Source organism: Enterococcus sp. DIV0755b (assembly GCF_051713765.1).
GTDB lineage: Bacteria > Bacillota > Bacilli > Lactobacillales > Enterococcaceae > Enterococcus_C > Enterococcus_C canintestini.
The window spans coordinates 739,209-765,678 of sequence record NZ_JBIOQN010000001.1; the positions used below are offsets into that span (position 1 = coordinate 739,209).

At 35.3% G+C, this 26,470-nt stretch carries 23 protein-coding genes and 1 CRISPR repeat array; of the genes, 20 read left to right on the forward strand and 3 right to left on the reverse strand.

Annotation, left to right across the window (positions count from 1 at the left end; genetic code table 11):
* Positions 1 to 48: 48 nt before the first annotated feature.
* Complete coding sequence (locus tag IGI65_RS03550) at positions 49 to 2,679, reverse strand: glycoside hydrolase family 65 protein (protein WP_438773254.1); 2,631 nt, start codon at positions 2,677 to 2,679, stop codon at positions 49 to 51.
* A 307-nt stretch (positions 2,680 to 2,986) separates the two neighbouring features.
* Here IGI65_RS03550 and treP point away from each other — a divergent pair, with 307 nt between their 5' ends.
* The 9 genes from treP to IGI65_RS03595 all read left to right on the forward strand — a co-directional run bounded on the left by treP (position 2,987) and on the right by IGI65_RS03595 (position 12,440).
* Positions 2,987 to 4,990, forward strand: a complete 2,004-nt coding sequence (treP, locus tag IGI65_RS03555) for a PTS system trehalose-specific EIIBC component (protein ID WP_438773255.1) — start codon at positions 2,987 to 2,989, stop codon at positions 4,988 to 4,990.
* A gap of 247 nt (positions 4,991 to 5,237) precedes the next feature.
* Positions 5,238 to 7,277: a PTS sugar transporter subunit IIA gene (locus IGI65_RS03560; RefSeq protein WP_438773256.1), complete on the forward strand. Its 2,040-nt coding sequence runs from the start codon at positions 5,238 to 5,240 to the stop codon at positions 7,275 to 7,277.
* Between the two features lie 18 nt (positions 7,278 to 7,295).
* Positions 7,296 to 7,916, forward strand: coding sequence for a bifunctional 4-hydroxy-2-oxoglutarate aldolase/2-dehydro-3-deoxy-phosphogluconate aldolase (locus IGI65_RS03565; RefSeq protein ID WP_438773257.1), 621 nt, complete (start codon positions 7,296 to 7,298; stop codon positions 7,914 to 7,916).
* 33 nt (positions 7,917 to 7,949) lie between these two features.
* Complete coding sequence (locus IGI65_RS03570) at positions 7,950 to 8,408, forward strand: PTS sugar transporter subunit IIA (RefSeq protein ID WP_095006080.1); 459 nt, start codon at positions 7,950 to 7,952, stop codon at positions 8,406 to 8,408.
* 25 nt (positions 8,409 to 8,433) lie between these two features.
* Positions 8,434 to 8,715, forward strand: coding sequence for a PTS sugar transporter subunit IIB (locus tag IGI65_RS03575; protein WP_095006079.1), 282 nt, complete (start codon positions 8,434 to 8,436; stop codon positions 8,713 to 8,715).
* Positions 8,716 to 8,743: 28 nt separating this feature from the next.
* Positions 8,744 to 10,108 carry a PTS galactitol transporter subunit IIC gene (locus tag IGI65_RS03580; RefSeq protein ID WP_095006078.1) on the forward strand — a complete coding sequence of 455 codons (1,365 nt, stop codon included), beginning with the start codon at positions 8,744 to 8,746 and terminating at the stop codon, positions 10,106 to 10,108.
* Positions 10,109 to 10,183: 75 nt separating this feature from the next.
* A complete protein-coding gene (gene dgoD, locus IGI65_RS03585) occupies positions 10,184 to 11,329 on the forward strand; it encodes a galactonate dehydratase (protein WP_438773258.1) in 1,146 nt (381 codons plus the stop codon).
* 59 nt (positions 11,330 to 11,388) lie between these two features.
* A complete protein-coding gene (locus IGI65_RS03590) occupies positions 11,389 to 11,916 on the forward strand; it encodes a hypothetical protein (protein WP_438773259.1) in 528 nt (175 codons plus the stop codon).
* Positions 11,913 to 12,440 carry a histidine phosphatase family protein gene (locus IGI65_RS03595; protein ID WP_438773260.1) on the forward strand — a complete coding sequence of 176 codons (528 nt, stop codon included), beginning with the start codon at positions 11,913 to 11,915 and terminating at the stop codon, positions 12,438 to 12,440. The genes IGI65_RS03590 and IGI65_RS03595 overlap by 4 nt, the downstream gene beginning before the upstream one ends.
* A 251-nt stretch (positions 12,441 to 12,691) precedes the next feature.
* On the opposite strand, the gene IGI65_RS03600 is transcribed toward IGI65_RS03595, so the two are convergent.
* Both IGI65_RS03600 and IGI65_RS03605 read right to left on the reverse strand, forming a co-directional pair.
* On the reverse strand, positions 12,692 to 14,026 hold the full coding sequence (locus IGI65_RS03600; RefSeq protein WP_438773261.1) for a dihydrolipoyl dehydrogenase family protein: 1,335 nt from the start codon (positions 14,024 to 14,026) through the stop codon (positions 12,692 to 12,694).
* A 140-nt stretch (positions 14,027 to 14,166) separates the two neighbouring features.
* Complete coding sequence (locus tag IGI65_RS03605) at positions 14,167 to 14,574, reverse strand: Hsp20/alpha crystallin family protein (protein WP_071864444.1); 408 nt, start codon at positions 14,572 to 14,574, stop codon at positions 14,167 to 14,169.
* Positions 14,575 to 14,800: 226 nt separating this feature from the next.
* Between IGI65_RS03605 and ispE the strand changes: the two genes are divergently transcribed.
* The 11 genes from ispE (at position 14,801) to IGI65_RS03660 (ending at position 26,467) form a co-directional block, all read left to right on the forward strand.
* The gene (gene ispE, locus IGI65_RS03610) at positions 14,801 to 15,652 is read left to right on the forward strand and encodes a 4-(cytidine 5'-diphospho)-2-C-methyl-D-erythritol kinase (protein WP_071864445.1); all 852 of its coding nucleotides are present in this window, start codon (positions 14,801 to 14,803) and stop codon (positions 15,650 to 15,652) included.
* Between the two features lie 245 nt (positions 15,653 to 15,897).
* Positions 15,898 to 16,659 (forward strand): CRISPR-associated endoribonuclease Cas6, encoded by a 762-nt coding sequence (cas6, locus tag IGI65_RS03615; RefSeq protein WP_438773262.1) that lies wholly within the window; start codon positions 15,898 to 15,900, stop codon positions 16,657 to 16,659.
* Entirely contained in the window at positions 16,652 to 17,140 is a 489-nt protein-coding gene (locus tag IGI65_RS03620) for a hypothetical protein (RefSeq protein WP_438773263.1), read from the forward strand. Before cas6 ends, IGI65_RS03620 begins: the two co-directional genes overlap by 8 nt.
* 32 nt (positions 17,141 to 17,172) lie before the next feature.
* A complete protein-coding gene (gene cas8a1, locus IGI65_RS03625) occupies positions 17,173 to 18,330 on the forward strand; it encodes a type I-B CRISPR-associated protein Cas8b1/Cst1 (protein WP_438773264.1) in 1,158 nt (385 codons plus the stop codon).
* Complete coding sequence (cas7i, locus tag IGI65_RS03630) at positions 18,323 to 19,210, forward strand: type I-B CRISPR-associated protein Cas7/Cst2/DevR (protein ID WP_095006070.1); 888 nt, start codon at positions 18,323 to 18,325, stop codon at positions 19,208 to 19,210. Before cas8a1 ends, cas7i begins: the two co-directional genes overlap by 8 nt.
* Positions 19,197 to 19,961, forward strand: coding sequence for a CRISPR-associated protein Cas5 (cas5, locus tag IGI65_RS03635; protein WP_438773265.1), 765 nt, complete (start codon positions 19,197 to 19,199; stop codon positions 19,959 to 19,961). Before cas7i ends, cas5 begins: the two co-directional genes overlap by 14 nt.
* The gene (gene cas3, locus IGI65_RS03640) at positions 19,961 to 22,231 is read left to right on the forward strand and encodes a CRISPR-associated helicase Cas3' (protein ID WP_438773266.1); all 2,271 of its coding nucleotides are present in this window, start codon (positions 19,961 to 19,963) and stop codon (positions 22,229 to 22,231) included. The genes cas5 and cas3 overlap by 1 nt, the downstream gene beginning before the upstream one ends.
* Before the next feature lie 10 nt (positions 22,232 to 22,241).
* Positions 22,242 to 22,730, forward strand: coding sequence for a CRISPR-associated protein Cas4 (gene cas4 / locus IGI65_RS03645; RefSeq protein ID WP_071864451.1), 489 nt, complete (start codon positions 22,242 to 22,244; stop codon positions 22,728 to 22,730).
* An 11-nt stretch (positions 22,731 to 22,741) separates the two neighbouring features.
* Positions 22,742 to 23,731: a type I-B CRISPR-associated endonuclease Cas1b gene (cas1b, locus tag IGI65_RS03650; RefSeq protein WP_438773267.1), complete on the forward strand. Its 990-nt coding sequence runs from the start codon at positions 22,742 to 22,744 to the stop codon at positions 23,729 to 23,731.
* A gap of 4 nt (positions 23,732 to 23,735) precedes the next feature.
* Positions 23,736 to 24,017 carry a CRISPR-associated endonuclease Cas2 gene (gene cas2 / locus IGI65_RS03655; RefSeq protein WP_095006066.1) on the forward strand — a complete coding sequence of 94 codons (282 nt, stop codon included), beginning with the start codon at positions 23,736 to 23,738 and terminating at the stop codon, positions 24,015 to 24,017.
* A 191-nt stretch (positions 24,018 to 24,208) separates the two neighbouring features.
* Positions 24,209 to 25,626: direct repeats of the CRISPR family, unit length 30 nt; unit sequence GTACAAATCTAAAAATAGTGGAATGTAAAT.
* A gap of 268 nt (positions 25,627 to 25,894) precedes the next feature.
* On the forward strand, positions 25,895 to 26,467 hold the full coding sequence (locus IGI65_RS03660; RefSeq protein ID WP_438773268.1) for a LemA family protein: 573 nt from the start codon (positions 25,895 to 25,897) through the stop codon (positions 26,465 to 26,467).
* Positions 26,468 to 26,470 lie beyond the last annotated feature (3 nt).

Consider the following 26,470-nt stretch of genomic DNA (forward strand, 5'->3'; position numbering starts at 1 on the left):
CTAAAAGCTGAGCAAATACTCGCTTTTCTTCATTTTATCTAGCGTACCTTACTTATAAGGCACAATTGTTTTACTGCCTGCTTTTAGTGTAACAGGTTTACCACAAACTTGAATCGTAATCGTTTCATCAGCTGTGATTGTAATATCGTTGTGGGTTAGAGCAATATCAAAGTGAACTCCCCGAATTTTTAGTTTATAGGCTAGAGACGTCCAAGCTTTTGGTAAATTTGGGGTTAAGTTTAAGACTTCTTGGCGAATATCCAAACCGGCAAAAGTGGTCAATGGAATGTAAAGTGTGGCTGCCATGACCCCAGCGTGGATGCCTTCTGCAGTTGTTCCCCCTTGAATATCGCGATAATCTGAGTAAAGTGCTTCTTGATATAATTGCCAAGCCAAATCTTGATCGTCTACCATGGCAGCTAGTTGAGCATGGACGACTCGAGATAAAGTCGAACCGTGAGACGTACGGGCAAGATAGTAAGCCAAGTTTTTTGTTACATAGTCTTTTGGCAGATTATAGTTTAAGTCTTGTAAGATTTCGTTGACTTTCTGTTGGGGAAAGTTGTAGAAAATCATTAAACTATCGGCTTGTTTGGCAACTTGATATTCATCAGCAGAACGTCCTTCAGCGTTCAAAATGCGATCCATCCGGTAAACATTGCCGTATTTTTCTTTGTAATAGTCCCAATCCAAATCTTTTAAGTCAAAATAACCGGCAAATTGCGCGATAATGCCTTCATCGTTGATTTCTAAAGCTAATTTATTTTTGATTGTAGCCATTTTTTCCAGTGTCTTTGTAGTTAAGCCAGTTTTTTCCACCGCAGCTAGAAAATCGGTTGGTAAAAGTTCTTGCAGACGTTCAATTTCTTCAAATAACCACACAACCATCATGTTCGTATAGGCGTTATTTTTCAAACCGCCTTTTTTGGCATTAGGGTAGCTTTCGTGAAATTCATCTGGCCCCATCACATGATCAATCGTGTAACGTTGCAATGTTTCATCCCACTGAGCAGCACTTTCCCAAAAATGCGCGATTTCTAACAATAGTTCTAACCCATATTGTTTCATGAAATCTTCATCTTGTGCATTGTTAAAATACTGCCAAATATTATAAGCAATCGCTAAAGAAACATGGCGTTGTAGACGACTGTGATCTTCTTTCCATTTGCCGCTAATCGGATTTAAATGCAGCTCTTGTGATTGCTCGGTACCATCTAAGCCTGATTGCCAAGGGAACATTGCCCCTTTATAGCCGGCTTTTTTGGCATCGATCTTAGCCGCTGGTAACCGACGATAACGGTACAATAAAATCTCCCGCGCTGTTTTAGGAAAATGAATAATGTAAAAAGGTAAAATAAATAATTCATCCCAAAAAATATGGCCACGGTAAGCTTCTCCATGTAAGCCACGAGCGGTAATAGAAGCATCCAGCCCCTTATTGCCATTTGGCGAAGCAGAAGATAAAAGGTGGTAGGTATGAAGATTTAATAACTTTTGACTCATTAAATCTCCGGTAACGGTAATCGCAGCTTTGTCCCACAAAATTTGCCAAGCAGCAGCAGATTCTGCTGCACTTTTTTCAAACGCTGGTAAAGACACCTGATCTAAATCGATGTGAAGAGGCGCTTCTTCTTTGCGTCTTTGGGCAACACTGACGGTTTTGTCTAAGGTATACCAAGTATTTTCTTTAGCCGAAATGGTTAATTTTTGTCGCACAACTTTTTCTGCTAGCGTAGTTTCTAATTGCGTTAAATCAATATTTTGACTAAAAAGTTCAGAATATTGCGTGACTGTAATTTGAGAAGCTTTAGTCTTCGCGACTAAGAGTGCTTTTGTTGCCTTAGCTTCTAAATTGACAATATCCAAATGATTTTTTGTCAAACTACGATAGCGAGCCACATTATAGTTGTAAACATCTCCATCTGCTTCTGAAACAAGCGTAATAGTACCCGAAAAGTTCAAAGGCATAAAAGCATATTGCAGACTATATTGTTCAGTCTGTTGCATATTAGCAATCTTTTTAACGGTAATAGCAATTTCTTTTCCTGTTTTGGTGGTAACGATCGCTTTTGCGTGAAATAAGCCCGTTTTTAAGTGAAGTGTGCGGGTCAATTTTTTTATTTGCTCTTTTTCAAAAGCAATTTTTTCATCATCGACAATTAAATAAATTTTTTGCAAATTAGGTGCATTGACAAAATCCTCGTTGTAAATTGTCTGGTCAGAAATAACAGATGCAGCAGTATTATAAAGACTAGCCAAATAAGTAGCTGGATAGTGATCATCGCTGATTTCCATCTCGGGCATGGTTCCTCTTAAACCCATGAATCCATTGCCCACAGTTAAAAGAGATTCAACGGAATACTCGTCTTTGCCAGGGCGATAACCGTGATAGGTAACTTGCCATTTTAAATTTTCTGCGGCGGTTTTGAAGTCTTCAGTGGCGGACACAAAGGGTAGGTTGAGTTTTTCAGTTAGCCATTGGCTTAATTCAAAAATCCCTTCACGTTGCGCGAGTAAAACCTCCTCTCCAGTCAGAATGCCTCCTGCAATCGCAGTATTTGCTAAAGTGTCTAACAATTGTTGTGCTTTTTCTACCGGAGCGCCTGTAAAGGTTAAATTCTCTGTGGGTAATTCTAACTGCCAATCAGCAGTTTGTGTATTTATCTTTGCCAGTTTCATAAAATGCTCCTCTCTTTAACTTGTCTATACATGCAATATAATTATAAGATATGTTGATAACGATTTCAAGTGTGGAAAGTAATTTTAAAATATAATGATAATTATGGAGGTTATTAAAATAAAAAAATTTAGCGTTTTTATACGTGCGATAATGGTGCGATTTAAATAAGGTAGTTATTTTTTTGAAAATGAGAAAATGCTATTTCTTATTAATAAAACGCTTGCAAAAAAATCGTGGCCAAGGTATGATATAGACAGTTGATGAACTTATATATACAAGTTGCAAAAAATGAAAGGGGTTTTAACAATGGGGAAATTCCAACAAGATGCTGAACAATTGTTGAAAGATTTAGGCGGTAAAGAAAATATCGCCGCAGTTACCCACTGTGTTACACGGATGCGCTTTGTTTTAAATGATGACAGTAAAGCAAATGTATCTGCCATTGAAGATTTACCTAGTGTCAAAGGAACATTTACCAATGCCGGTCAATTTCAAGTGATTATTGGCAATGAAGTGCCTGATTTTTATAATGACTTTTCGGCAGTATCGGGTATTTCAGGTGTTTCAAAAGAAGCAAGTAAAGCTGTCGCTAAACAAAATCAAAATCTGGCCCAACGTTTAATCGGTGTTTTAGCAGAAATCTTTACCCCGTTATTACCAGCGATTATCGTCGGTGGTTTGATGTTAGGTCTTCGTAACTTTTTAGAAGGTGTACCACTTGATATGTTAGGTGGTCAAACGATTACGGAATCTTCCGTTTTTTGGAATGGTGTGAACGGCTTCTTATGGTTGCCTTGTGAAGCAATTTTCCACTTCTTACCTGTAGGGATTACTTGGTCTATTACGCGTAAAATGGGCACCACTCAAATTTTAGGGATTATTTTAGGGATTACTTTGGTTTCACCGCAATTATTAAATGCTTATGCTGTAAATGGTACCAGTGCCGCAGATATTGCCCAAAACTGGACATGGGATTTTGGCTTTTTCACTATTGAAAAAATTGGTTACCAAGCACAAGTGATTCCAGCAATGTTAGCTGGCTTTATGTTAGTTTATTTAGAACGCTTCTTTAGAAAACATATTCCAGAAGCTGTTTCAATGATCTTTGTACCGTTGTTTTCATTATTACCAACTATTTTAGCAGCTCACATGATTTTAGGCCCAATTGGTTGGAAAATTGGTTCTGGTATTTCTTATGTGGTAAATGCGGGCTTGTCTTCATCATTTAGCTGGTTATTCAGTTTAGTATTTGGTGGTTTGTATGCACCATTAGTTATTACCGGGCTACATCACACGACTTTAGCGATTGATTCACAATTAGTAGCTGACTTTGGCTCTACTAACTTATGGCCAATGATCATGCTTTCAAATATCGCACAAGGTACGGCTGTATTAGCGATTTACTTCCAACACCGTGGTAATAAAAAAGAAGAACAAATTTCTGTACCAGCAACAATTTCTGCATATCTTGGAGTTACAGAACCTGCCATGTTTGGGATTAATTTGAAATATGTTTATCCATTTGTTGCGGCTATGGTCGGCTCAGCTATTGGCGGTATGTTAATTACAATCACCAATACTCGTGCGTTAGGTATTGGCGTTGGCGGATTACCTGGATTTTTATCATTTAAAATTGAAAATTATCCAATGGTATTTATTTCCATGATCGTCACTATCGTAATTACATTTGTTATGACGTATGTTTTCCGTAAAGTGAAAGTTTTAAATAAATTAGAACCACAATTAGATGAAAGTGGCTTAGCAATGGCAACTGCTGCTGGTCCTGCTGTTAGCGTAACACATGCTACACAAGGTGCAAGTGTTTCAGACAATGCGCCAGGTGTGGTAGTAAAAGAAGAAATTTATGCACCTGTTGAAGGTGAAGTTATCGCAATTGGGCAAGTATCTGACCCTGTTTTTTCACAAAAAATGATGGGAGATGGCTTTGCGGTTAAACCAAAAGCCCAAGAAATTTATGCTCCGGTAACTGGTAAAATCGTGAGTGTTTTTGAAACCAAACATGCGATTGGCATTACAACGCCAGCTGGTGCAGAAGTCTTGGTGCACATGGGTCTAGACACAGTGGAATTAAACGGCGCACCATTTGATGTAAAAGTTAAAGTTGGCGATTCCGTTACGCCAGAAACCCTCTTATCACTGATGGATTTAAACGAAGTGTTAGATGCAGGCAAAAAGACAGATGTCGTGGTTGCTTTCACCAACACTGAAAAAATAGCCGGTTTCACTTTAAATAAAACCGGTGAAATCGCCCAACAAACTAAAATAGGTGAAGTTGAGGTAGTAGAATAAAATTTTAGTAAAAAACAAGCCCGCACTGTTACGGTGTTGGGCTTGTTTTATTATAATTTGGATTTAAATGAAAATAGAATCTGTTAAGGTAGAAGAATAATTCTTCTACCTATTTTTTGTCTGTGCATTGAAATAATCATCTGGGGTGTGACATTAGATTGATTATAGTGTGACAAATTCCAATATGAAAGCGGGAACAAAATGTTTTTTAAGACTATATAATAAAAAGTGTCAGGAGGTAAGACAAATGAATGAACGTATCCGGAAAATTCTTTCTTTATTGATTCGTAATCCTGAGTTAAAAATGAATGATTTGACAACAAAGTTAAATTTAACGAAGCGTCAAATTAATTATGCTATTAATTCCTTTAATAGTGAATTGAAATTAAAAAATATTCCACAGATTCAACGAAGTCATAGTGGAAATTTTGAAATTCCATTAGCAGTAATTCAAATGCTAACGACAGAAGAAAGTAAGCAGAGTTTTTATAATATTGCCGACGGTTTGTCTGATAGTGATCGGGCAGCTTTAATCTTAATGCTTCTAATAACAGATACAGGTTATGTGGGATTGGATCACTTTATGGATTTGTTAGATGTTAGTAAAAGTACCCTTGTTGAAGATGTAAAAAAAGCGGAATGGCTGGCTTCTAAATATGAGTTGGATTTAATCTATGACCGCGTTAACGGTTACAGCTTGAAAGGTTCTGAACATCGGCTTTTGCAATTGATGTCTGATATGGTTCACCAACATCCTATTTTTCAAGAAAATAAGGTGCGTGATTTGCTTGCATCAAATATTAGTGAAGAAGAAGTTATTCATCTTATTCATGGGATGGAACAAATGCTGCATTTGAGTTATTCAGATGAATCTGTAGACTACTTACAATCAGCTACCCGCTTTTTGATTAGTCGTGGCTTACGGGAAAAAAGTAATACGGATTTTCTACAAGAACGAGTGAGTCAAACCCCTGAATACAAGTTGCTGCAGATTTTAGTAAGTGAGACAAAATGGCAGTTAAGCCCAAAATATTTGGAATGGCTGACATTGCTGTTTTTAACCTCTAATATTTTTGAAAAAAAGACAACACAAGATTTTGATTCCGATTTACAACTACGGCATCTTATCCATCAGATGGTGGATGTATTTCAAAATCAAACATTAATTTTAGTAGAAGATAGAGAAAATTTTGAACGAAGGATTTTAAACCATTTACGGCCTGCGTGTTTTCGCATTCGTTATAATTTGAGTTTAGGAGTTTATTCGCTAGAAAATTTAATCCAAGATAGCAATCACGGTATTCTCGTAGAGCTGATGAAAGAGTTGATTATCCCCATTGAAAAGTGGTTAGGAAAAGCTTTTCCTGAAGACGAGTTAAATTTATTGTCTTATTATTTTGGTTTTCAACTCACGAGTCATGATCAACAGCAAAAGCAAAAACCAAGAGCGGTAGTTGTTTGTACGAATGGTGTAATGGTATCAAAACTAATGCGGGAAAGTTTAAAGCAACTATTTCCTGAAGTACATTTTCTCGCATCTTTTTCAGTACGAGACTTTTATCATTTTGAAGAAGATTATGATTTAGTTTTTACAACCACGCCATTAAAAACGAACTTGGTACAATTTATCGTTGATCCGATAATGTCATATAAAGAACAAATTAGTTTGCGTTATCGTGTGTTAGGTGAATTGGGAATTGATCAAATGGATCAAACCGTGGATGAATTAGTTACAATTATTCAACAGCATGCCAAGGTAAACAATCTTCGTAATTTAAAAGAAGATTTACAGTATTTTCTTTTGCAAGCCAGTAATAATACTTCTTTAGAAAATCATAAAGTATTGCCAGCTTTAACGTATTACTTAAAGCCTAATTTCATTCAGCACATAAATGAGAAAGTGACATGGCAAAAAGCTGTAAAGATTGCATGTCAACCATTATTGGAGAGCCGTATTATTGATGAAACTTTTTATGAAGATTGTATTCGTCAAATAAGTGATTTGGATTATGCGGGTTATCTGGGAAGACAAACTTGTATACCTCATACAACAACAGAACATGGTGTATTAAGAGATGGGGTCAGTTTATTAATTAGTCAACAACCAATCGATTTTCCAGGTGGACATCAAGTTTCACTTATTATGCCCCTTTCTTTTTACGATTTAACCCGACATCTACGAGCAATTAATCAAATTGCTGCTATTAGTGAAAATGATGAATTAATTCAAAATCTAAAGGAGTCTGATGAAATAACGAGTTATCAATTAATTCGGCAATATACGTAAAAATAGGAGGAGCGAAAAATGAGATTAGAAGAATATCCAAAATTAACTATTATCATGAGAGGTTATTCATTTAATCAATCAGAAGCAATTTTAAAGGCAATGGAGGGCTTTGAAAAAGATTATGCTGTAGAAATGACATTGAATACAGAAAATGCACTGGTGAATATAAAAAAATTAACAGAAGAGTTTGGAGACAAAATAAATATTGGAGCTGGAACTGTTCGAACATTAACAGATGCAAAAGCAGCTTATGAAGCAGGCGCAAAATTTTTACTAGGGCCGCATGTTTTTACTAAAGAAATGTTAGCGTTTGCCAATGAAAAGAATATTTTAGCAATTCCAGCAGCGATGACACCTTCTGAGGTTGATCAAATGTTTAAAAATGGTGCAGACATTGTCAAAATATTTCCTGCAGCTGTCGTGTCACCGCGCTTTTTTAAAGATATTCAAGCACCATTAGGAAAACTACCACTAATGGGGGTTGGCGGAGTGAGTGCTGATAATGCAAAAGATTTTTTTGATAATCAGGCCACTTATTTAGGCCTTGGTTCGGGCATGTTTAATGAAGAAGATATTAAAACATTAAATGTTTCCAACTTGGCAAAATCATTGCAGTCGTTATTGGAAATCGTAAAATAATATGGTTTTAAAAATTTTTGAGGAGGAAAATAGATGGAATTGTATCTTCATGAAGAATTAGTCTTTCGTGATCTTGACGTAAAAAATTCTGATGAAGCGTTGGACTATTTAGCAAAACAGTTATTTGAAAAGGGTTATGTCAAAGAACAGTATATTACAGCAATTAAGGAGCGCGAAAGAGAATATCCGACCGGCTTGCCATCAACGCAACCTGCAGTAGCAATTCCACATGCAAATTATGAATTAGTAAACAAAACAACATTAGCTATTGCAACATTAAAAAAATCAGTTGGATTTCATAATATGGAAGAAAATGCGGTTACGTTACCTGTCCAAATTATTATTATGATGGCAATTGGTGAACCGCATGGGCAAGTTGAAATGTTACAAAAGATAGTTGGTCTTATTCAAAATGAGCCTTTGAGAAAAAAGATGATTAATGCACATAATGATCAAGAATTATTAAAACTAGTAGAAATGGCAATTCAGTAAATATACAAAATTGGAGGAATTTAACATGAAAAGAATTTTAGTAGCTTGTGGGAATGGAATTGCAACATCAACAGTAGTCGCTTCAAAGGTAAAAAATTATTTAACCGATCATGGTGTACAAGTAGAGACGACACAAACAAAATTAATGGAAGTACCAGGAAAAGTTCAAGGCTATGATTTGTTAGTAACAACAGGTCAATTTGATGGTCAAACTGGAGATGTTCCTGTGGTGAAAGGTATGCCTATTTTAACAGGGATTGGTGCTGACAAAACAATGGAAGAAATTTTATCCAAATTGCAAGATTAATCAACGAAATCGGAGGTAGAAGATTAAGATGAACATTATTATGGATGTATTTAACTTTTTCATTGATGCTGGTCCTACTGTGATGTTACCTGTAATCATTACAATCATTGGTTTGATTTTTGGCTTAAAAATTACTCGAGCATTTAAATCTGGATTAACTTTAGCAATTGGCTTTGCTGGGATTAAGTTGATTTTAGATTTTATGACTACAAATGTCGGACCCGCAGCCAAAGCAATGGTAGAACGAACTGGCGTAAAACTTGATGCACTAGATGTTGGCTGGGGATCTATTGCTGCTGTTACCTGGGCATCACCTATTATTGCTATCCTGATTTTTGCTATTTTAATTGTTAATATTGTTTTGTTAATTTTGAAGAAAACTCAAACTTTGGACGTAGATATTTGGAACTATCACCACATGGCAATTGTAGGGGTTATGGTGTATTTTGTAACAAAAAATGTACTTCTTGGAGTAGGAGCCTCAGTTGTAATGGCAGTTATTACTTTTAAAATGTCTGATTGGTCACAACCGTTAGTTGAGGACTTCTTTGGTATACCAGGAGTGTCATTACCAACGGTATCGGCGTTATCTTCTCTTGTAATCGCATGGCCGTTAAATTGGTTATTAGATAAAATTCCTTTCTTTCGTAAATCTAAATTTACGATTAAAGATGCTCAAAAGTACCTTGGATTTTTCGGTGATTCTATGATTATGGGACTAGTTATTGGTTTAGTTATTGGATTTTTGGCTGGTTATGATATTAAAGCAGTATTGCAATTAGGTGTCAGCATGTCAGCAGTTTTAGTTTTGATTCCAAAAATGACAGCGCTATTTATGGAAGGATTGATGCCCATTTCTGATGCAGCACAAAAATGGTCACAAGAAAAATTCAAAGGACGTCGTTTATTTATTGGTTTAGATGCTGCAGTAGTGGTAGGGAATCCAGATGTTATTACGACAGCATTGATTATTATCCCGTTAACCATTGCAATGGCTTTAGTATTACCTGGAAATCGTGTATTACCATTTGCAGATTTAGCCGTAGTACCTTTTCGTGTAGCCATGGTTGTTGCTTTAACGCGCGGTAATTTATTAAAAAATATTGTAATCGGATTAGTCGTAACAGCATCATTATTATGGTGTGGAACTGCGACATCTCCAATTTTAACAGCAATTGCTAAACAAGTAGGAATTGACCTCGGATCAAGTTCAATGCTGATTTCATCATTTGCAGCAACATCAATGATTCAAAGTTATTTAGTATTCTTAGCGTTTTCTTACCAACCGATTATTGGTATTCCAATTTTACTTATCGCATTTGCTGGAGCATGGTATTACTTTGATAAAGTAAAACAAATTAATAAAGAAAATGAAGAACCTGTGACAGAATAATAAGCTTTAAAAATAAAAAATGTATGATCCTAAAATTGTTGGATTTTAATGAGTTAAGTAAGGAGCGAAGATACTGTGAAAATATCAAATATTACTGTCTATAAAGTAAAACCTCGCTGGATTTTTGTGAAAATTTCCACTGATGAGGGAATTGATGGTTGGGGTGAAATGATTTCAGGAACAAAAACAGAAACAGTTGTAGCTGGAGCCTATGAAATTGGAAAACGCTTAATTGGTCGTAATCCTTTTGAGATTGAACGCTTATTCCAAGAAATGCACCGCTCGTTTTTCCGTGGCGGCCCAATCAACGGCACTATTGTTTCGGGATTGGAAATGGCATTATGGGATATCAAAGGAAAGGCATTTAATGTTCCTGTGTATGAGCTGTTAGGTGGCGCTGCTCGAGACAAAATAAAAGTATATTCATGGATTGGTGGCGATCGTCCTAGTGAAGTAGTGGAACAAGCACAAGACCGTTTTGATCGCGGTTTTACAGCAGTCAAAATGAATGCTACAGAAGAACTTCACTATATTGATTCTTATGAAAAAGTCGATGAAGTAGTGGAACGTGTGGCATCTATACGAGAACGATTTGGAGACAAAATGGCAATAGGTGTTGATTTTCATGGTCGGGTTCACAAACCTATGGCTAAAGTCTTAGCTAAAGCGTTGGAACCATATCATCCAATGTTCCTAGAAGAAGTCGTGTTACCAGAAAATGAAGAACATTTTAAAGAAGTAGCCAATTCGGTGTCAGTACCCTTAGCAACTGGAGAACGTTTGTACACACGTTGGCAATTTAAGAATATTTTTAAACAAGGTGCAATTGATATTATTCAACCAGATGTCGCTTTGTGTGGAGGGATTTTAGAAACTAGAAAAATTGCTGCAATGGCCGAAGCTTATGACATGGCTGTTGCACCGCATGCACCATACGGGCCGATAGCATTAGCTGGAACACTACAAGTTGATGCATGTACACCTAATGTTTTCATTCAAGAGCAAAGCTTAGGGATTCACTATAATAAAGGTTTTGATTTATTAGACTTTGTCAAAAATAAAGAAATTTTTCAATATCAAGATGGATTTGTTGATTTGCCTGACAAACCAGGTTTAGGTTTAATTATGGATGAAGATAAAATTAAAGAAATCGCTCAAGAAGGGTTAGTTTGGACTAATCCACAATGGAAAAATTATGATGGTACTATAGCTGAATGGTAGTAATGAAAGTTAAAAAAATTTTTGTTATTTGAGGCTAATATGAAAGGTGGTTGATTAAAATGACTGAGGCTATTGTTATCGGGATTTTTTTAGCGTTGCTTCTTGTTATTCAAATTAAAGATCAAAAAGAAATTGTCATTTTGGCAAAACGTAATACTATCAAAATTGGCTTGACACTAACGCTAGCCGTCAGCATTTTAATTATCTTTTGGCCACAGCAATTGGCGGACCAAATAAAGTTGAGTATTTTTGCTATCTTAATTGCTTCGGTTGGGGTACTAAAAGAAGGGTTAACACCAACGCGGTTAATAAAATTTGGTGTCCTAATAGGTGACTACAAACAATTTGAAGCAATCCAATTAGAAGATAGTCGTCTAGGAGAAACTTTTATTACTTTTTATAAAGGAAAAAATACTCATTTCTCTACACTATTTCGACAAGATATAAAATCAATTGAACACTTCTTTAAACAAAATGGTTTAGAGAACAAAATTGTAATTGGAGAAATGCCAGGAGAAAAGGTTATGCCAAAATCTCAAAAGCAACAAAAGTCAAGTCAGAAAAAGTTGGGAAGTACTAAAGTATGATCTATCTTACACGTCATGGGCAGACACAATGGAATATAGAAAAACGAATTTGCGGACGAGCAGATGTTCCATTAACGCCAGAGGGACGTAGACAAGCGCAAAATCTAGCAAAAAAAATAATTGCAGAAGAAATTAAAGTTGATAAAATAATCGCTTCGCCGTTACAGCGTGCGCAAGAAACTGCGCGTATTGTTAATGATAAGTTGCAATTACCTTTAATAACAGATGAGCGCCTAATTGAGATGAATTTTGGGATTTATGATGGACAAGCGATTTCGACACCAGACTTTCAAAAAGCTAGATTAGAGTTTTCTCTTCCTTTTCCAAATGGAGAATCTATTTTAGATGTTGCTAGCAGAGTTTATCCACTCTTGTCAGAATTAGAAAATCGAAGCGAACATGTTCTTCTCGTATGCCACAATGCAGTTAGCCGTGTAGTGGACAACTATTTTTCTGGGAAAAACATGCAAGAATTTCTAGCGTTTAATTTAGTTAACACAGAAATTAAACGCTATAATATATGATAAAGTAGAATAAAAAGCAAACTAGTAACTCTGTTGGAAAAAACGAGCAGAGTTACTAGTTTTTCAGTTAAATGATTATTTTTTGGAATTTTTCCCAAGAACTAGCCGTGATATCCAGCTTTTCTGGTTGTTTAGCATCACCAACGAGTTCTCGCCGGCAATAAGCTAAAATCTCAAGAAATTGGAAAGACAATCTAATATAATGCCAGTTTATCGCTAGCAAGCTACCCGCGTTTGTTTTGCTTTTTCGTTTAGATATATTTCATATAAGAATGGGCGATGCTTGGGAAGATATAAATGAGCTCTTCTTGGTCTGGAGCCTTAATTTTGGCGTTAATCACATCTAACAGACCATTAATGGTTTCGACAGCATCGTTACCAACATTTGTTACCCCGACTAAGTATCCTTCTTGATCGTGAATAAAGGTGATTTTATTAATGGCATCATTTCCAACTTGATGAAACCAATCTTTTTGAGCGTAATCAACGGCAGTAATGCTATATTTTTCCGGCGCTTTTTTTGCTTCTGCTGGCGTAACCCCAACTGTTGCAATCCGTGGGGAAGTGAAGACGTTTTGAGCAATTGGTGGGTAAGTAATTGGCTCTTTTGTTTTCCCCGTAAATAAGCGGGCTAAATATTGGGATTCATACGCAGCAACTGGGGTGATTTTAGGCTGTGTCTTATTTAATACATCCCCGGTAGCATAAACACCTGAGACATTGGTTTCTAAGAATTCGTTGACAAAAATTCCTTTGATTGGATCAAAATCTAACCCGATACCCTCAAAATTCATGTTTTGGGTTTGTGGTAGTCGACCAGTAGCATCTAAAACATAGTCAGTAGTATGTTGATAGCCTTCTTTTCCATGTAAAACAATTCCTTTTTCAGTTTTTTCCGCTGATTCTAAAGTAATATTTTTTTGAAATTTTACTCCGCGACGTTTCAAGTCGGCAACAACTTCTTGGACATAAGGTTGATGGAAATCTTTAAGAATGCTCTCTCCTCGTAAAATAACAGTTACATCACTTCCAAAAGCATTCGCAATTGTGGCAAATTCCATGGCGACATACCCTCCGCCAATAAAAGTTATTTTCTCTGGCATCTCTTCTGTTACTAAAAAGTCAGTGCTATCATGAAATAATTCACTACCGACAATATCCAAACGATGGGGAAGGCGACCACTAACGATAACAATTTTTTCAGCAGTATACCTTTTGTCTGCTACAGCGATTGTATGACTATCGATAAATGAACCATGGCCGATAATTGTTTGAACGCCGGCATTTTCTAATTTGTCCTTATTGCCTTGGGCTAAGCTATCGATAACTTCATGTTTGTGTGCCATTAAATCATGCCAATTCAAAGTGGGAAGACTATCAAAACCGCGTCCTTTTAGCTCTTCCACTTGGCGTAAAATTTCCACTGGGCGATCAAGCGTAATCTTGGCATTACAACCACGATTTGTACAGACACCACCAAAAAGACCTTCTTCCACTACACCAACTTTTAGACCTGCTTTTGCCATTGGAATTGCACCATTCCAAGCACCTTGACCACTACCTAAAAATAAAACATCAAAATCCATCGTGTCACTCCTTTATTTTTTATTTAAAAAAAGACCGTGACAACAGACTTGTCACAGCCATTATTACCATTAAATATCACTTATATCGAACACTCACTACGGCCATTTAGCGTCAGTAAGCATTTAGTAAAGCCGTCAGTTTATTCAATTGGAATATCTTTTCCATGAATTTCTTTGACAACTTTCTTTGGTAACTCTAAAGTTAACACGCCGTTATCAAACGCCGCTTTAATATTTTCTTCATCAATATCTTTCATAGCAAAGCTACGTTCATAAGTACTACTTGTCCGTTCGCGACGTAAATAGTGACCGTCATCATCTTTTTCTTCATTATTGGCGGTGTGTTTGGCACGAATGGTCAAAGTATCATTTGCATAGGTCACTTTAATATCTTCTTTACTAATGCCAGGAAGATCAGCTTTCACTTCATAGTAGCTGTCAAATTCTTTAATATCAGTGGCTAAGGAACGATCTTGCCAGAAGTTATTCATCAAACGTCCAATCATTTCTTCACCATCAGAAAAACTACGTGGGAATAAATCTGCCATTTTTATCACACCTTTCTTTTTCTACTTCTATTGTAGGTCCAACTTCATTTTTCTTCAAATATTTTGAATAGTCTTAGAAATACTTTGAAAAAAGAAAAATATCGCTAAAGTAACGGTTTTAGAGGTTTTTTCCTAAACTATACAATTATCTTCTGCTATGATAGAATACACAACGATTGTGGCATTTTTAGCGGAAATTGCCAAAAAGAGAAAGGTAGGTGGAAAGATGGAGATCATTGAAAAAGCACCTGCAAAAATCAACCTAGGGCTAGACGTTTTATACAAACGCCCAGATGGCTATCATGAATTGGAGATGGTCATGGCTAGTGTTGATTTAGCAGACCGTTTGACAATAGAAGAGCTGCCAGAAGATCGTATCATCGTTGAAACCAATAAAGCCTTTTTACCGGTAGATAGACGTAACAATGTTTATCAAGCAGCTCAATTATTAAAAGAACGCTGTAATATTCAAAAAGGTGTTAAAATTGCGATACAAAAACAAATACCGGTTGCAGCAGGTCTAGGTGGTGGCAGTAGTGATACAGCAGCGGCCCTTAGAGGAATGAACCGACTCTGGAATCTTGGATTAAGTAATGATACGTTAGTTGAAATTGGGGTTAAAATTGGCACGGATGTTCCTTATTGTCTTTATGGCACCACCTCTTTTGTTGGAGGCAAAGGTGAGATTGTGGCTCCGATTAAACCCATGCCGCCATGTTGGGTGGTGTTGGTAAAACCGCGCATTAGCGTTTCAACTCGCACAGTTTTTCCGAAAGTGGATGTTACGAAGATCCATCATCCGAATATCGCTGCCTTGCGTACTGCAATTGCTGCAGGCGATTACCAACAGATGATTGCCAATATGGGCAATAGTTTGGAAGATATTACAATTGAGCGCCATCCAGTTATTCAACAAATCAAAGATCGCATGATGAAATATGGTGCAGACGTTGCTTTAATGAGTGGCAGTGGTCCAACTTGCTTTGCATTATGTCAAAAACATTCCCGCGCCCAACGAATTTATAATGCGTTAAAGGGTTTTTGTGACGAGGTTTACTTGGTACGAACATTACGATAATAACAGAGTGAAAGTTTCAGTGAGAGTATCTCACTGAAACTTTTTTTATCATAGATAGTGGTAAAAAACTTACTCAATATCTGATTGTTTTATAAAAAGTTTTACTGTCTAATGAGTGTGAAGTTGAATTATAAATAACTAGTTAATGTTTTTCTTTTGGAAATAAAAGATTTTGAGGTATCATTATTTTAACGAGTTCATTATGAATAACATCATAATCAAATAGAACAAATGAGGTGAAAACGATGCGTTTTAAGATTAATTTGGAATTTGTTTCGCTTTTGGAAGATTCAACTATGCCCATCAAGTATCATAGTTATTTTCTTTCGTTATTGAAACGTGGTCTTGAGCAAACAGCCCCGGAAGTTTATCACGAGTTATATGAAACCAATCAACAAAAATTATTTTCACAAGCTGTTTTTTTTAAAGCTGCAGTTTTTGAAAAAGAGCGAATTTTATTAAAATCGCCTAATGTAACTTATTTATTTTCTACTTCTCAAGCTGATTTAGCCGTGGCTGTCTACAATGGCTTTATTTATTTGAAAGAATTGAAAGCGCTGTCTTTTTGTGAAGGGTTGAAAATTCAAGTAAAATCCATTGCACCCATTTATCAGGTACCAATTAGAGAAAATGAAGTGATTTTTCAAGCTGTTTCACCAATTTTAGCACGAGATCACAACCGAGAAACGCGAAAAGATTGGTTTTTGGATTTTAAAGATGAAAGATATGCTGCTGTTTTAAAACAAAATTTAAAAAACCGTCTCGAACCAGAATTAGGGCGTAGTGTCAATTTTGATATCGACAATTTAACAATCGAGCCTGTAAGGATGAAAAAGACAGTAACAAAAGCCTATGAAAAATATTATCAAGGGGGGATTGGTCAGATTAAATTGGTGGGAGAACCATATTTGTTGAATATCATCCGCGACATAGGTCTGGGAAGTAAGACAGGCTTATACTTCGGATTTTTGAATCAAGTACAACAAGGTGGTGAAAAAAATGAGTGAATTAGCTGAAAATGACATCATCGAATTTCGCTTAAATTCTTGGCTGGAGAATGCAGCAATCTGTGGCTTAGTAAATATTTTAGGGGAAGACCATGTGACGATTAAAAATCAGAGTATTGAGGTTCCCTTATCAGAGTTTGTAAATTTTGAAGAAGTATACTTCAACTATTTTGCGAAACAATATGAAAAATTATCCTCTTTTACAAAAATACTCGCTTATGAAGCTGAAATGACACGACAACAACAAGATAACTTTAGCCATTTTACAAGAAAAGATTATGATCGCTTACAAAAATATTTAACCGACTTGAAGCGATATGGCACGAGTAACAGTTATAAAGCAGTTTATCCCCTAATTGAATCTTCTGTTGATATTGAGGGACTGCTAAAAAGTATCAAGCTAGATAAGTTGAAAAAAATGAACTTGAGCAAAATAGAGAACAAGTTGTTGAAAGGGTTAAAAAGTTATATGAACAATTAGATAAGGTTTACGTCTATTTTAAAAGAGCAGATGTGCAACGTTATTTACCTGCTAAAATTCAAATTTATTCCGTCATTAATAAAGGTTATAGCGATGTCTCTTTTTTAAATCGCCAAGAAAGTAAAGGGGATTTTTTTGAGAAATATCATCAATATTTTGTTTCTTCCATGATGAACTACTTAAATGAAGAGCATAAAAAAGATAAATTGACTTGTTCAAATTGTCATCGGCCAATAAAAAAAGGAGACATATCGTACAGCTTCATAAATCAAGCCGGCTATGACGCAAATCGCAAGCAGAGTAACGCATGGGATTTTAACAATGATCTTTATATGTGTCCAATATGTCGGTTAATGTATACCTGTATTCCTGCAGGTTTTACGTATGTATATAATCAAGGATTATTTGTGAACGACAATCATACCCTCCAATCTTTAATAGATGTTAATAAAGGGATTCGTCTAAATGTTTTGGAGCTGAATAAGACAGATGTTCGATCCAAAAACACTTATGCGGCACTAATTCGAACCTTGCAAGATCAAATGAATCGCCAAAGTCGCAAAGAAATTCAAGATATTCAAGTAATTCGTTATGAAAATGAGCGCTATTACTTTAATTTATTGCCCAAACATATTTTACGAACAATCAATATGTCCAAAGAAAAATTACCGCAACTGTTTAATGCCGGCTTTACGTTAAATAGTGAGTCACATTATTTATATCCAGAGGTAGTAGATTCTTTAATGAATAATACTAATCTATTTCGTTTAATTCATCAGATTTTACGCGTAAAAGCCACCGGTGGGCAAGTGTATACAAGTAGTAATCAAATCATGAAAATGATTGAAATTAATCAAAACTTTTTGAAGGAGTTGATTCAAATGACACCACTAGAACCACAAGACTTAGAAAGAATACGACGAGATGGTTATTTTTTCAAAAAAGAATACGCAAATAAACGTAAAGGTGATTCTGTTGGATTACGGTTGTTGAATGCGTTAAAAGTCAATGATAGAAATGCTTTTATGGATATCTTGCTCAATAGTTATATGTATCTAAATAAGCAAGTCCCGCATTACTTTACGGAAGTTTTTTCTGATGATGAACATTACAAAACGATTGGTTATTGTTTTGTTACGGGGATGATTGGTGAAGCGCACAATGCAGAAGGAGGAAATGAAAATGAGTAAAGGATTAACACTAACAATGATTTTTTTAGCGGAAAGTGCCAATTATGGTGAGTCTTTAGGAAATGTCGCCTCTTTGAAAAAAATAACACGAGGTAAAGGTGAGCAGTACACTTATATTTCCCGGCAGGCGCTTCGTTATAATATTGTTGAACAATTAGGAGAGCCATTAGCCTCTTTAAGTGCTGAAGGTAGTGGGGCCAAACAAGTAATCCAATTTGACCAACATGCCACAATTGATAAATATCCGGAAGTGGATTTGTTTGGATATATGAAAACAGTCAAAGGAGATAACGCCTTAACTCGATCAGCTAAAGTCCGTTTATCAAATGCCATTTCATTAGAGACTTATAAAGGGGATACTGATTTTTTAACTAACATGGGCCTTGCAAAGCGCTTGCGAGAAAATGGTAATGAAAAAGCGATGAACTCTATCGCTCAATCTGAAATTCATCGTTCATTTTATCGCTATACCATCACAGCAGATTTAGATGAAATTGGCATTGACCATAATGGCGAAATTACGCTACCTAATGAAGAACGGAGTCGGCGCGTGCAAAAATTATTGGATACTATTCAATATTTGTATCGGGATATTCGTGGTCGCAGAGAAAACTTGCAACCTTTATTTGTGGTTGGGGGCGTTTATGAACGCAAAAATCCTTTATTTGAAAATGTGGTTGATGTTAAACAAAATAAAATTGATGTAGACAAAATTGAAGGTGTTTTAACGGATGAAATTCGAAATGAAACATTAGTCGGTGTAGTAAAAGATGCCTTTGAGAATACTGCTGAAATCAATCAAGTTTTAGATGGTAAAAAAATCCCGCAAGTTTTTGAAGAATTGAAACAGAAAGTAGCGGATTATTATGAAGGGAATTAAATTAATTATCCATCAAGACATGGTCAATTATCGCCGCCCAACTAGTTTCCAGCTGCGGGAAACGTATCCTTTACCACCGTTATCGACAGTAATTGGAATGGTCCACAATTTGTGTGGTTATCAACAATACGAACCAATGGATATCAGTGTTCAGGGGGATTACTTTTCTAAAACCAATGATTTATATACGCGATACGAATTTAAGAATGGAATGAAATTTGAAAAAGGCCGTCATCAACTAAAAGTTAATGAATTTGGCGTGAGTAGAGGAATTGGTTATACCGAATTGTTGGTGGATGTAAATCTAATCCTACACATTATTCCTAAAGACCAGAGTAAAGTGAAAGAGATTTATCAGTTTCTCAAATATCCTGCAGAATTTCCCTCTTTGGGCCGTAGAGAAGATTTAGCAAATTTTGAAGAAGTGAAGATTGTTGAAATTCAAAAACAAGAATTATCAAATGAAAGAGATTTTAAAGATCAATGGCATGCATATATCCCCATTAATTGGTTGACCGACGAAAAATTATCAATCGAAGGTGAAGGAACAGATCTTTCAGGAACGCGCTTTATTCTGCCTAAAGTATATGAACTATATAATCTGGGAACAGAAAAGAAACCAAAATACAAAAGAAACTGGATTGAAAGAGAAGAAGTTTTATATTCTGGTGACTTTATTATTTTTAAAGAAGAGATTGTACCAATTGACGAAGAAGGCGATATTGTGTTTTTGAATCTGGAGGAAGAATAATGGAATATTTAGCAAAATCTGCTGGAGAAACAATTATTCAACATACAGAAAATTTGTTGAAAAACTACGACCTTTTAAAAAAGTATTATCCGGAGATTCCAGTAAATTGGAGTCTCCTTCGTCTTATTTGTAAATATCATGATTTAGGAAAAATCAATGAATTATTTCAGCAAAAAATCAGGGAAGGTACGATGAAAAAAGAAGGGGAGATTCCCCATGCATTACTAAGCATTGCTTTGTTACCGGTAAAGGAATTAAAAAAAGTTTATGGTGTTGCTGACGTAAAAGCCATGACGTATGCCATTGCATTGCATCATGAACGTGACTTTTCTCAGCTTACTAAAGACCAATATGATAATGAGATAGCAAAGTTGCAGGTTCCAGCAAAACATTTTCCTTTTTCTGAGTTAGGTTTACCTTTTCCCAATGAAATTGCACGCCCTGATGCGCGCTTTTATCGATTTTTACATCGACCTAGTAGTAAAGATGATTATTTTAAATTATATGTCATGCTTAAGGGCTTACTTAATCGTATTGATTATGCAGCTAGTGGGGATTATCCGGTTGAGTATCCAGCTAACTTTTTAAGTCATAATATGAGTCGGGTGTTAAATGGCTGGAAGCAAAAATCTCCCACCGTCACAGCTGATTGGAACGAGATGCAAAAGTATGTTGAACAACATCAAAATGATAATTTGATTGTGATTGGCCAGACTGGATTAGGTAAAACAGAAGCGGGGCTACTATGGCTTGGTGATAACAAAGGATTTTTCACCTTACCTTTACGCGCAGCAATCAATGCTATTTATACACGAATTCGTGATGGTATTGCAGATAAAGCAAACTATCAACAACAAGTCGGGATTCTCCATTCTGATAGTTTAGCTGTTTTATTAGCAGCAGATAGTGAGAATGAGGTAGTTGAATTAGATCAGTTAGCGAATTACTTAAACGAAACACGCAGCTGGTCATTACCGTTAACGGTTACAACTTTGGATCAGACCTTTGATTTTGTTTATCACTATGCAGGATTTGAGAAAAAGTTAGCAACTTTTGCTTATTCAAAAGTAGTGATTGATGAAATTCAAATGTATTCCCCAGATTTATTGGCTTATTTATTAAAAGGATTAAAAGAAATTCAAGATTTTGGCGGTAAGTTTTTAGTGATGACGGCCACTTTACCGGCATATTTATTGGATTTATTTCAATCACAAGGACTAAAGTGGGAAATGAGAGAGCAGCCATTTCTGGATGAAGATTTATTAGAACGCCACTACTTGCAGCTGATAAAAGATAATCTATCAGCAGAAATGATTGCAAAACTGTATCAAAAGGGCAAGCTTTTAGTTATTTGCAATACAGTCCGAAAAGCTAAGGAAGTGTATCAAGAATTAAGCGCACTTTTACCAAAGATAGAAATTCAATTAATTCACAGCCAATTTATTCGTAAAGATCGGCAACAAAAAGAACAGGATATTATGAAATTTGCGCAATCAAATCAAGCAGGAATTTGGATTGCGACACAAGTCGTGGAGGCTTCACTGGATATCGATTTTGATTTATTAATCACAGAGTTATCAGAATTGAATGGCCTTTTTCAGCGGATGGGACGTTGCTATCGAAAACGTTCACTGGTAAATCGTAACAAACCAAACGTATATGTTTTTGATGGAGGAGATAATTTCACCAGCGGTATTAGTAAAAGTGAACATTCCATTGTTCATGACGAAATCTTTTCACTATCCAAAAAAGCTTTGCGCAGTAGAGAAGACGGCATTTTAAACGAACATGAAAAGATGAGCTTAATTGCGGCAACTTATACTACAGAGGCATTAAAAGAGACGAGTTATTACCATCAAATCAAAACGATGTTAGCGTGGCTGAGTGTAACTGAAAATGATGACAAAAGTGAAAAAGAAGTCAAACGACTTTTTCGAAATATCCAATCTCGAGCGATTATTCCACGAAAAATTTATGACGATTTTACGACAGAAATTAATGAGTGCGTGAGAGTTTTAACCCTAACTTCAAAAGAAATTTCACAACAGTTTAAGGAAAATCCTAGCATTATTCGCCGTATTTACCGCTCAAAATTAGATGATTATAAAATCTCTATTGCTGAATGGTTATTTATTAAGTGCGCACAACAAAATCAAGTTCAATTCAAAGAAATTGGTAAATATGAGGGCTTTTATATCGTCGATGGAAAATACGCAAAAGATTATGGATTTGAAACATTGCACGGTGTAGAGGAAGATCGATTTTTTTAGGGGAATGACGATGAAAATTACTGGCAATATGATTAATTATTATTTTGTATGTCCGCGGAAATTATGGTTGTTTTCACAAGGCTTGCAATACGAGGAAGAAAACGAAAACGTTCAATTAGGTAAATTACTTGATACAAGCAGTTATAAAGGAAAACGTAAGCAAGTAATGTTAGATGGAACTATTAATATTGATTTTTTAGAGAAGTGGGAAATTTTACATGAAGTCAAAAAGTCACGAGCTATTGAGCCTGCTGCTATTTGGCAATTACGGTATTATTTGTACTATCTGCAAAAAAAGGACATTCCCGTTAAAAAAGGATATTTAGATTATCCAAAATTAAAAGAAAGAATTGAAGTAACTTTAGAACAAGATGACATAATGGAATTAGAAAAAATTTTACAACATATTCAGGAAATAATCGTCCAATCACAGCCACCAGAAATTGTAAAAAAGAAAATTTGTTCAAAATGCGCCTATTACGAATATTGTTTTATTTAGGAGGTGAGATATTGGAAAGTTATTACCTATATTCAAGCGGCACATTAAGTCGAAAGGATAATGTCGTTCGCATGGAAACGGCAGATGGTCGCAAAAAAGATTTAAAGATTGAAATGACTAGGGACCTATATTTATTTGGGGAAGTAACGACAAATACAAAGTGTTTGAGTTATTTATCTGAAATGAAAATTCCAGTTCACTTCTTTAACTATTATGGCTACTACACTGGAACTTTTTATCCTAGAGAAAAAAATGTATCAGGAAAATTACTTGTAGAGCAGGTTACTCATTCTGTAGAAGCAGAGAAACGAATTACTTTAGCGCAAAAATTTGTTGAGGGTGCGACAGCAAACAATTTGCGTAATCTGCAGTATTATAGGAGAAGAGGAAAAGAAGTAGGTGAACAAATATCAAGTATCGAAGCGGTGAGAAAAAGGATATATCGTACAACTGAAATCGATGAGTTAATGGGAATAGAAGGAAACATTCATCAGATTTACTATAGTGCTTGGGAAACAATATTGAACAATCAAATTGAATTCAAAGCCAGAGTGCGAAGACCACCTGATAATATGGTGAATTCTTTACTTTCTTATCTCAATATGTTGACCTATAGTGCTTGTTTATCTGAAATTTACGTGAGTCAGTTAAATCCGACTATTAGTTATCTCCACAGTAATTCAGAGAGAAGGTTCTCACTAGCTTTAGATATTTCTGAAATTTTTAAGCCGTTAATTGTAGACCGTTTGATTTTTTCTTTAATTAATAAAAAGATCATCAGTGAAAAAGATTTTGAAAAAGGATCAATGGGAAATTACTTGAAGCAAAATGCCCAGCAAAAAGTGTTACGTCAGTTTGATGAGCGATTAAATAAGACAATTAGGCATCGAGAGCTCAAAAGAAATGTTTCTTATCGCAGGCTAATGCGTTTGGAATGTTATAAGTTAATTAAACATCTTATGCACGATAAGGAATATGAACCTTTTAGAATTTGGTGGTGAATCTATGTATATAATCTTAGTATATGATATTTCATTAGAGATGAACGGTGCGCGGGTTTTAAATAAAGTCTTTAAAATTTGTAAAAAGTATTTAACCCATATTCAAAAATCCGTTTTTGAAGGAGAAATCACACCTGCAAAACTAAAAAAATTAGAACAAGAATTAAAAGAATATATACGAGATGATCTGGATTCTGTTCTAATATTTAAAAACTCTAATAAACGATGGTTAACAAAAGAGTATATTGGTATAGATAATTCAGATATTCTCTCTAATTTTTTTTGAACTTCTAATCAATCTGTCAATGGGTAATAACCGATAAATCCTGTAGTTATGACAACAGGCAGAGAATCCAATTCAAAAGAGGATTCTTAATATTATTTCTTGTTATTTTTGAAAAGAAAATTAATAAATTTTCTTGGGTAGACAGATAACCACTTTACTACCCTTTGTATAACTTCAGTTGGGCTTGCGGAGTACAAATCTAAAAATAGTGGAATGTAAATATCACGCAAGACGTAGAGGGTGATTAACAATGGCACGTACAAATCTAAAAATAGTGGAATGTAAATGACATTGCCTCACAAGCTCCAGATACAGCAGACACGGTACAAATCTAAAAATAGTGGAATGTAAATACGCTCCCATGAATTAACAATTTTTCTTTTTCTTTTGTACAAATCTAAAAATAGTGGAATGTAAATACTTTTAAATTTTTTGGTGTCGGGTTGATTGCTACAGTACAAATCTAAAAATAGTGGAATGTAAATATCTGAAACGCCTTCCATTCCGGCTGAAACAGAAGCGTACAAATCTAAAAATAGTGGAATGTAAATTTTAACGTTGAAAAGATTCAAGAAGATTTACGAGATGGTACAAATCTAAAAATAGTGGAATGTAAATATTTGTTGCAAGCTGACCGGTTGGTTTTCTAAATCTGTACAAATCTAAAAATAGTGGAATGTAAATTGGAGTACACTCTAACACGTGTCGTTACATTTTCTTGTACAAATCTAAAAATAGTGGAATGTAAATTTATTAGACGTGGCTTCTGCTGATACTAGGCGTTCTGGTACAAATCTAAAAATAGTGGAATGTAAATCTAGGAATTTTTAAATCTGAAACATTTACGTATGGTGTACAAATCTAAAAATAGTGGAATGTAAATAATAATAACACGTTCACACCCTCAACCGTGTGGCTATGTACAAATCTAAAAATAGTGGAATGTAAATTGCGTAGGTAAGGTTACCCGTCCAATCAATGTTACGTACAAATCTAAAAATAGTGGAATGTAAATTGGCAGGAATCAGATGATAATATTGGAGGCTCTCGCGTACAAATCTAAAAATAGTGGAATGTAAATCATGTTTGAGAATTCAGATATTGTTGATATTCAGCGGGTACAAATCTAAAAATAGTGGAATGTAAATCATACAAACAGCCAAAGCGGAAATGAAGTTGAGGGGTACAAATCTAAAAATAGTGGAATGTAAATCGATTCCATTGCCGTACAGATTACCCAGTGAACTAGTACAAATCTAAAAATAGTGGAATGTAAATGAAAATGTTTCCGCTGCTTCTTTTGCAGTTGTTCCGGTACAAATCTAAAAATAGTGGAATGTAAATAGCGACTGAAAATGCGGTTGTGCGCAAGGTGACTGCGTACAAATCTAAAAATAGTGGAATGTAAATTGTGCTAGCACGGTGAATCATTAGTTGTGCATTGGAGTACAAACCTAAAAATAGTGGAATGTAAATCCAACATACTTTTTTACTTCAACTTTTTTTAAATAATTACAAATCTAAAAATAGTGGAATGTAAATGCATATCATCGTCAGAGTATGAACTCTTCAGACTTTTGTACAAATCTAAAAATAGTAGAATGTAAATGATAACGTCTTTCGTAAGATTTCAAACCCAGAAAATGTACAAATCTAAAATTAGTGGAGTTCCTTCAGATAAGCTTATTTAATTATTATTAATAATCTTTCTCCTGATTAATTAAAGCAACTGAAATTTTTTTCTTTTTCTAAATCTTGTGCCAACAAAGAAAAATCAGTCCTAAGTATGAGGCAGCACTAAGCCTTAGTGGTACAATAAGCTAAAGCCACTAGCGGAGGGGAACCGCACTATTGGGTGGTAGAAAAGAGGAAATGAAATGAAGAAAAGTACGCTAACAGTGATTGGGATCATTGGTATTATTGTGGTCGGAATTGTAGGTTATTTCATTGCAACTTACAATAGTTTGGCAACAGCAGAAAATAGTGTTGATGCAAAGTGGTCGCAAGTGGAAAACGTCATGCAACGTCGGGCAGATTTAATCCCGAATTTGGTAAATAGCGTTAAGGGTAGTATGCAACATGAAACGGAAATTTTTACAGCAATTACGGAAGCGCGAAAAGAATACAATCAAGCCTCCACACCGTCAGAAAAAGTGGCAGCTAACGATAAAATTGATCAAAGTGTCGGCACCATGGTTAGTGTGATTAAAGAAAGCTATCCACAGTTAGCTTCCAATGAAAATGTTAAAACGTTAATGACACAATTGGAAGGTACTGAAAATCGTATTTCAGTGGAGCGGAGAAATTATATTACGGAAGTTCAAAGCTACAATCAAAACTTGGTTCGTTTTCCTAAAAATATCGTAGCCAAAATGTTAGGCTTTGAAAAGAAAGCAAACTTTAAAGCTGACGCTGGTGCGGAAAAAGTGCCAGATGTTAGTTTTGAGTAAAGG

What these genes read in the sequence shown, in the direction of transcription:
- cas4 (WP_071864451.1), top strand. Translation starts at nt 22,242, where the DNA reads ATGAAAATTACTGGCAATATGATTAATTATTATTTTGTATGTCCGCGG.
- IGI65_RS03570 (WP_095006080.1), top strand. Translation starts at nt 7,950, where the DNA reads ATGGAATTGTATCTTCATGAAGAATTAGTCTTTCGTGATCTTGACGTA.
- ispE (WP_071864445.1), top strand. Translation starts at nt 14,801, where the DNA reads ATGGAGATCATTGAAAAAGCACCTGCAAAAATCAACCTAGGGCTAGAC.
- IGI65_RS03595 (WP_438773260.1), top strand. Translation starts at nt 11,913, where the DNA reads ATGATCTATCTTACACGTCATGGGCAGACACAATGGAATATAGAAAAA.
- IGI65_RS03620 (WP_438773263.1), top strand. Translation starts at nt 16,652, where the DNA reads ATGAGTGAATTAGCTGAAAATGACATCATCGAATTTCGCTTAAATTCT.
- IGI65_RS03600 (WP_438773261.1), bottom strand. Translation starts at nt 14,026, where the DNA reads ATGGATTTTGATGTTTTATTTTTAGGTAGTGGTCAAGGTGCTTGGAAT.
- IGI65_RS03660 (WP_438773268.1), top strand. Translation starts at nt 25,895, where the DNA reads ATGAAGAAAAGTACGCTAACAGTGATTGGGATCATTGGTATTATTGTG.
- IGI65_RS03580 (WP_095006078.1), top strand. Translation starts at nt 8,744, where the DNA reads ATGAACATTATTATGGATGTATTTAACTTTTTCATTGATGCTGGTCCT.
- IGI65_RS03605 (WP_071864444.1), bottom strand. Translation starts at nt 14,574, where the DNA reads ATGGCAGATTTATTCCCACGTAGTTTTTCTGATGGTGAAGAAATGATT.
- cas7i (WP_095006070.1), top strand. Translation starts at nt 18,323, where the DNA reads ATGAGTAAAGGATTAACACTAACAATGATTTTTTTAGCGGAAAGTGCC.
- IGI65_RS03550 (WP_438773254.1), bottom strand. Translation starts at nt 2,679, where the DNA reads ATGAAACTGGCAAAGATAAATACACAAACTGCTGATTGGCAGTTAGAA.
- cas5 (WP_438773265.1), top strand. Translation starts at nt 19,197, where the DNA reads ATGAAGGGAATTAAATTAATTATCCATCAAGACATGGTCAATTATCGC.
- IGI65_RS03565 (WP_438773257.1), top strand. Translation starts at nt 7,296, where the DNA reads ATGAGATTAGAAGAATATCCAAAATTAACTATTATCATGAGAGGTTAT.
- treP (WP_438773255.1), top strand. Translation starts at nt 2,987, where the DNA reads ATGGGGAAATTCCAACAAGATGCTGAACAATTGTTGAAAGATTTAGGC.
- IGI65_RS03560 (WP_438773256.1), top strand. Translation starts at nt 5,238, where the DNA reads ATGAATGAACGTATCCGGAAAATTCTTTCTTTATTGATTCGTAATCCT.
- IGI65_RS03590 (WP_438773259.1), top strand. Translation starts at nt 11,389, where the DNA reads ATGACTGAGGCTATTGTTATCGGGATTTTTTTAGCGTTGCTTCTTGTT.
- cas6 (WP_438773262.1), top strand. Translation starts at nt 15,898, where the DNA reads ATGCGTTTTAAGATTAATTTGGAATTTGTTTCGCTTTTGGAAGATTCA.
- IGI65_RS03575 (WP_095006079.1), top strand. Translation starts at nt 8,434, where the DNA reads ATGAAAAGAATTTTAGTAGCTTGTGGGAATGGAATTGCAACATCAACA.
- cas2 (WP_095006066.1), top strand. Translation starts at nt 23,736, where the DNA reads ATGTATATAATCTTAGTATATGATATTTCATTAGAGATGAACGGTGCG.
- cas3 (WP_438773266.1), top strand. Translation starts at nt 19,961, where the DNA reads ATGGAATATTTAGCAAAATCTGCTGGAGAAACAATTATTCAACATACA.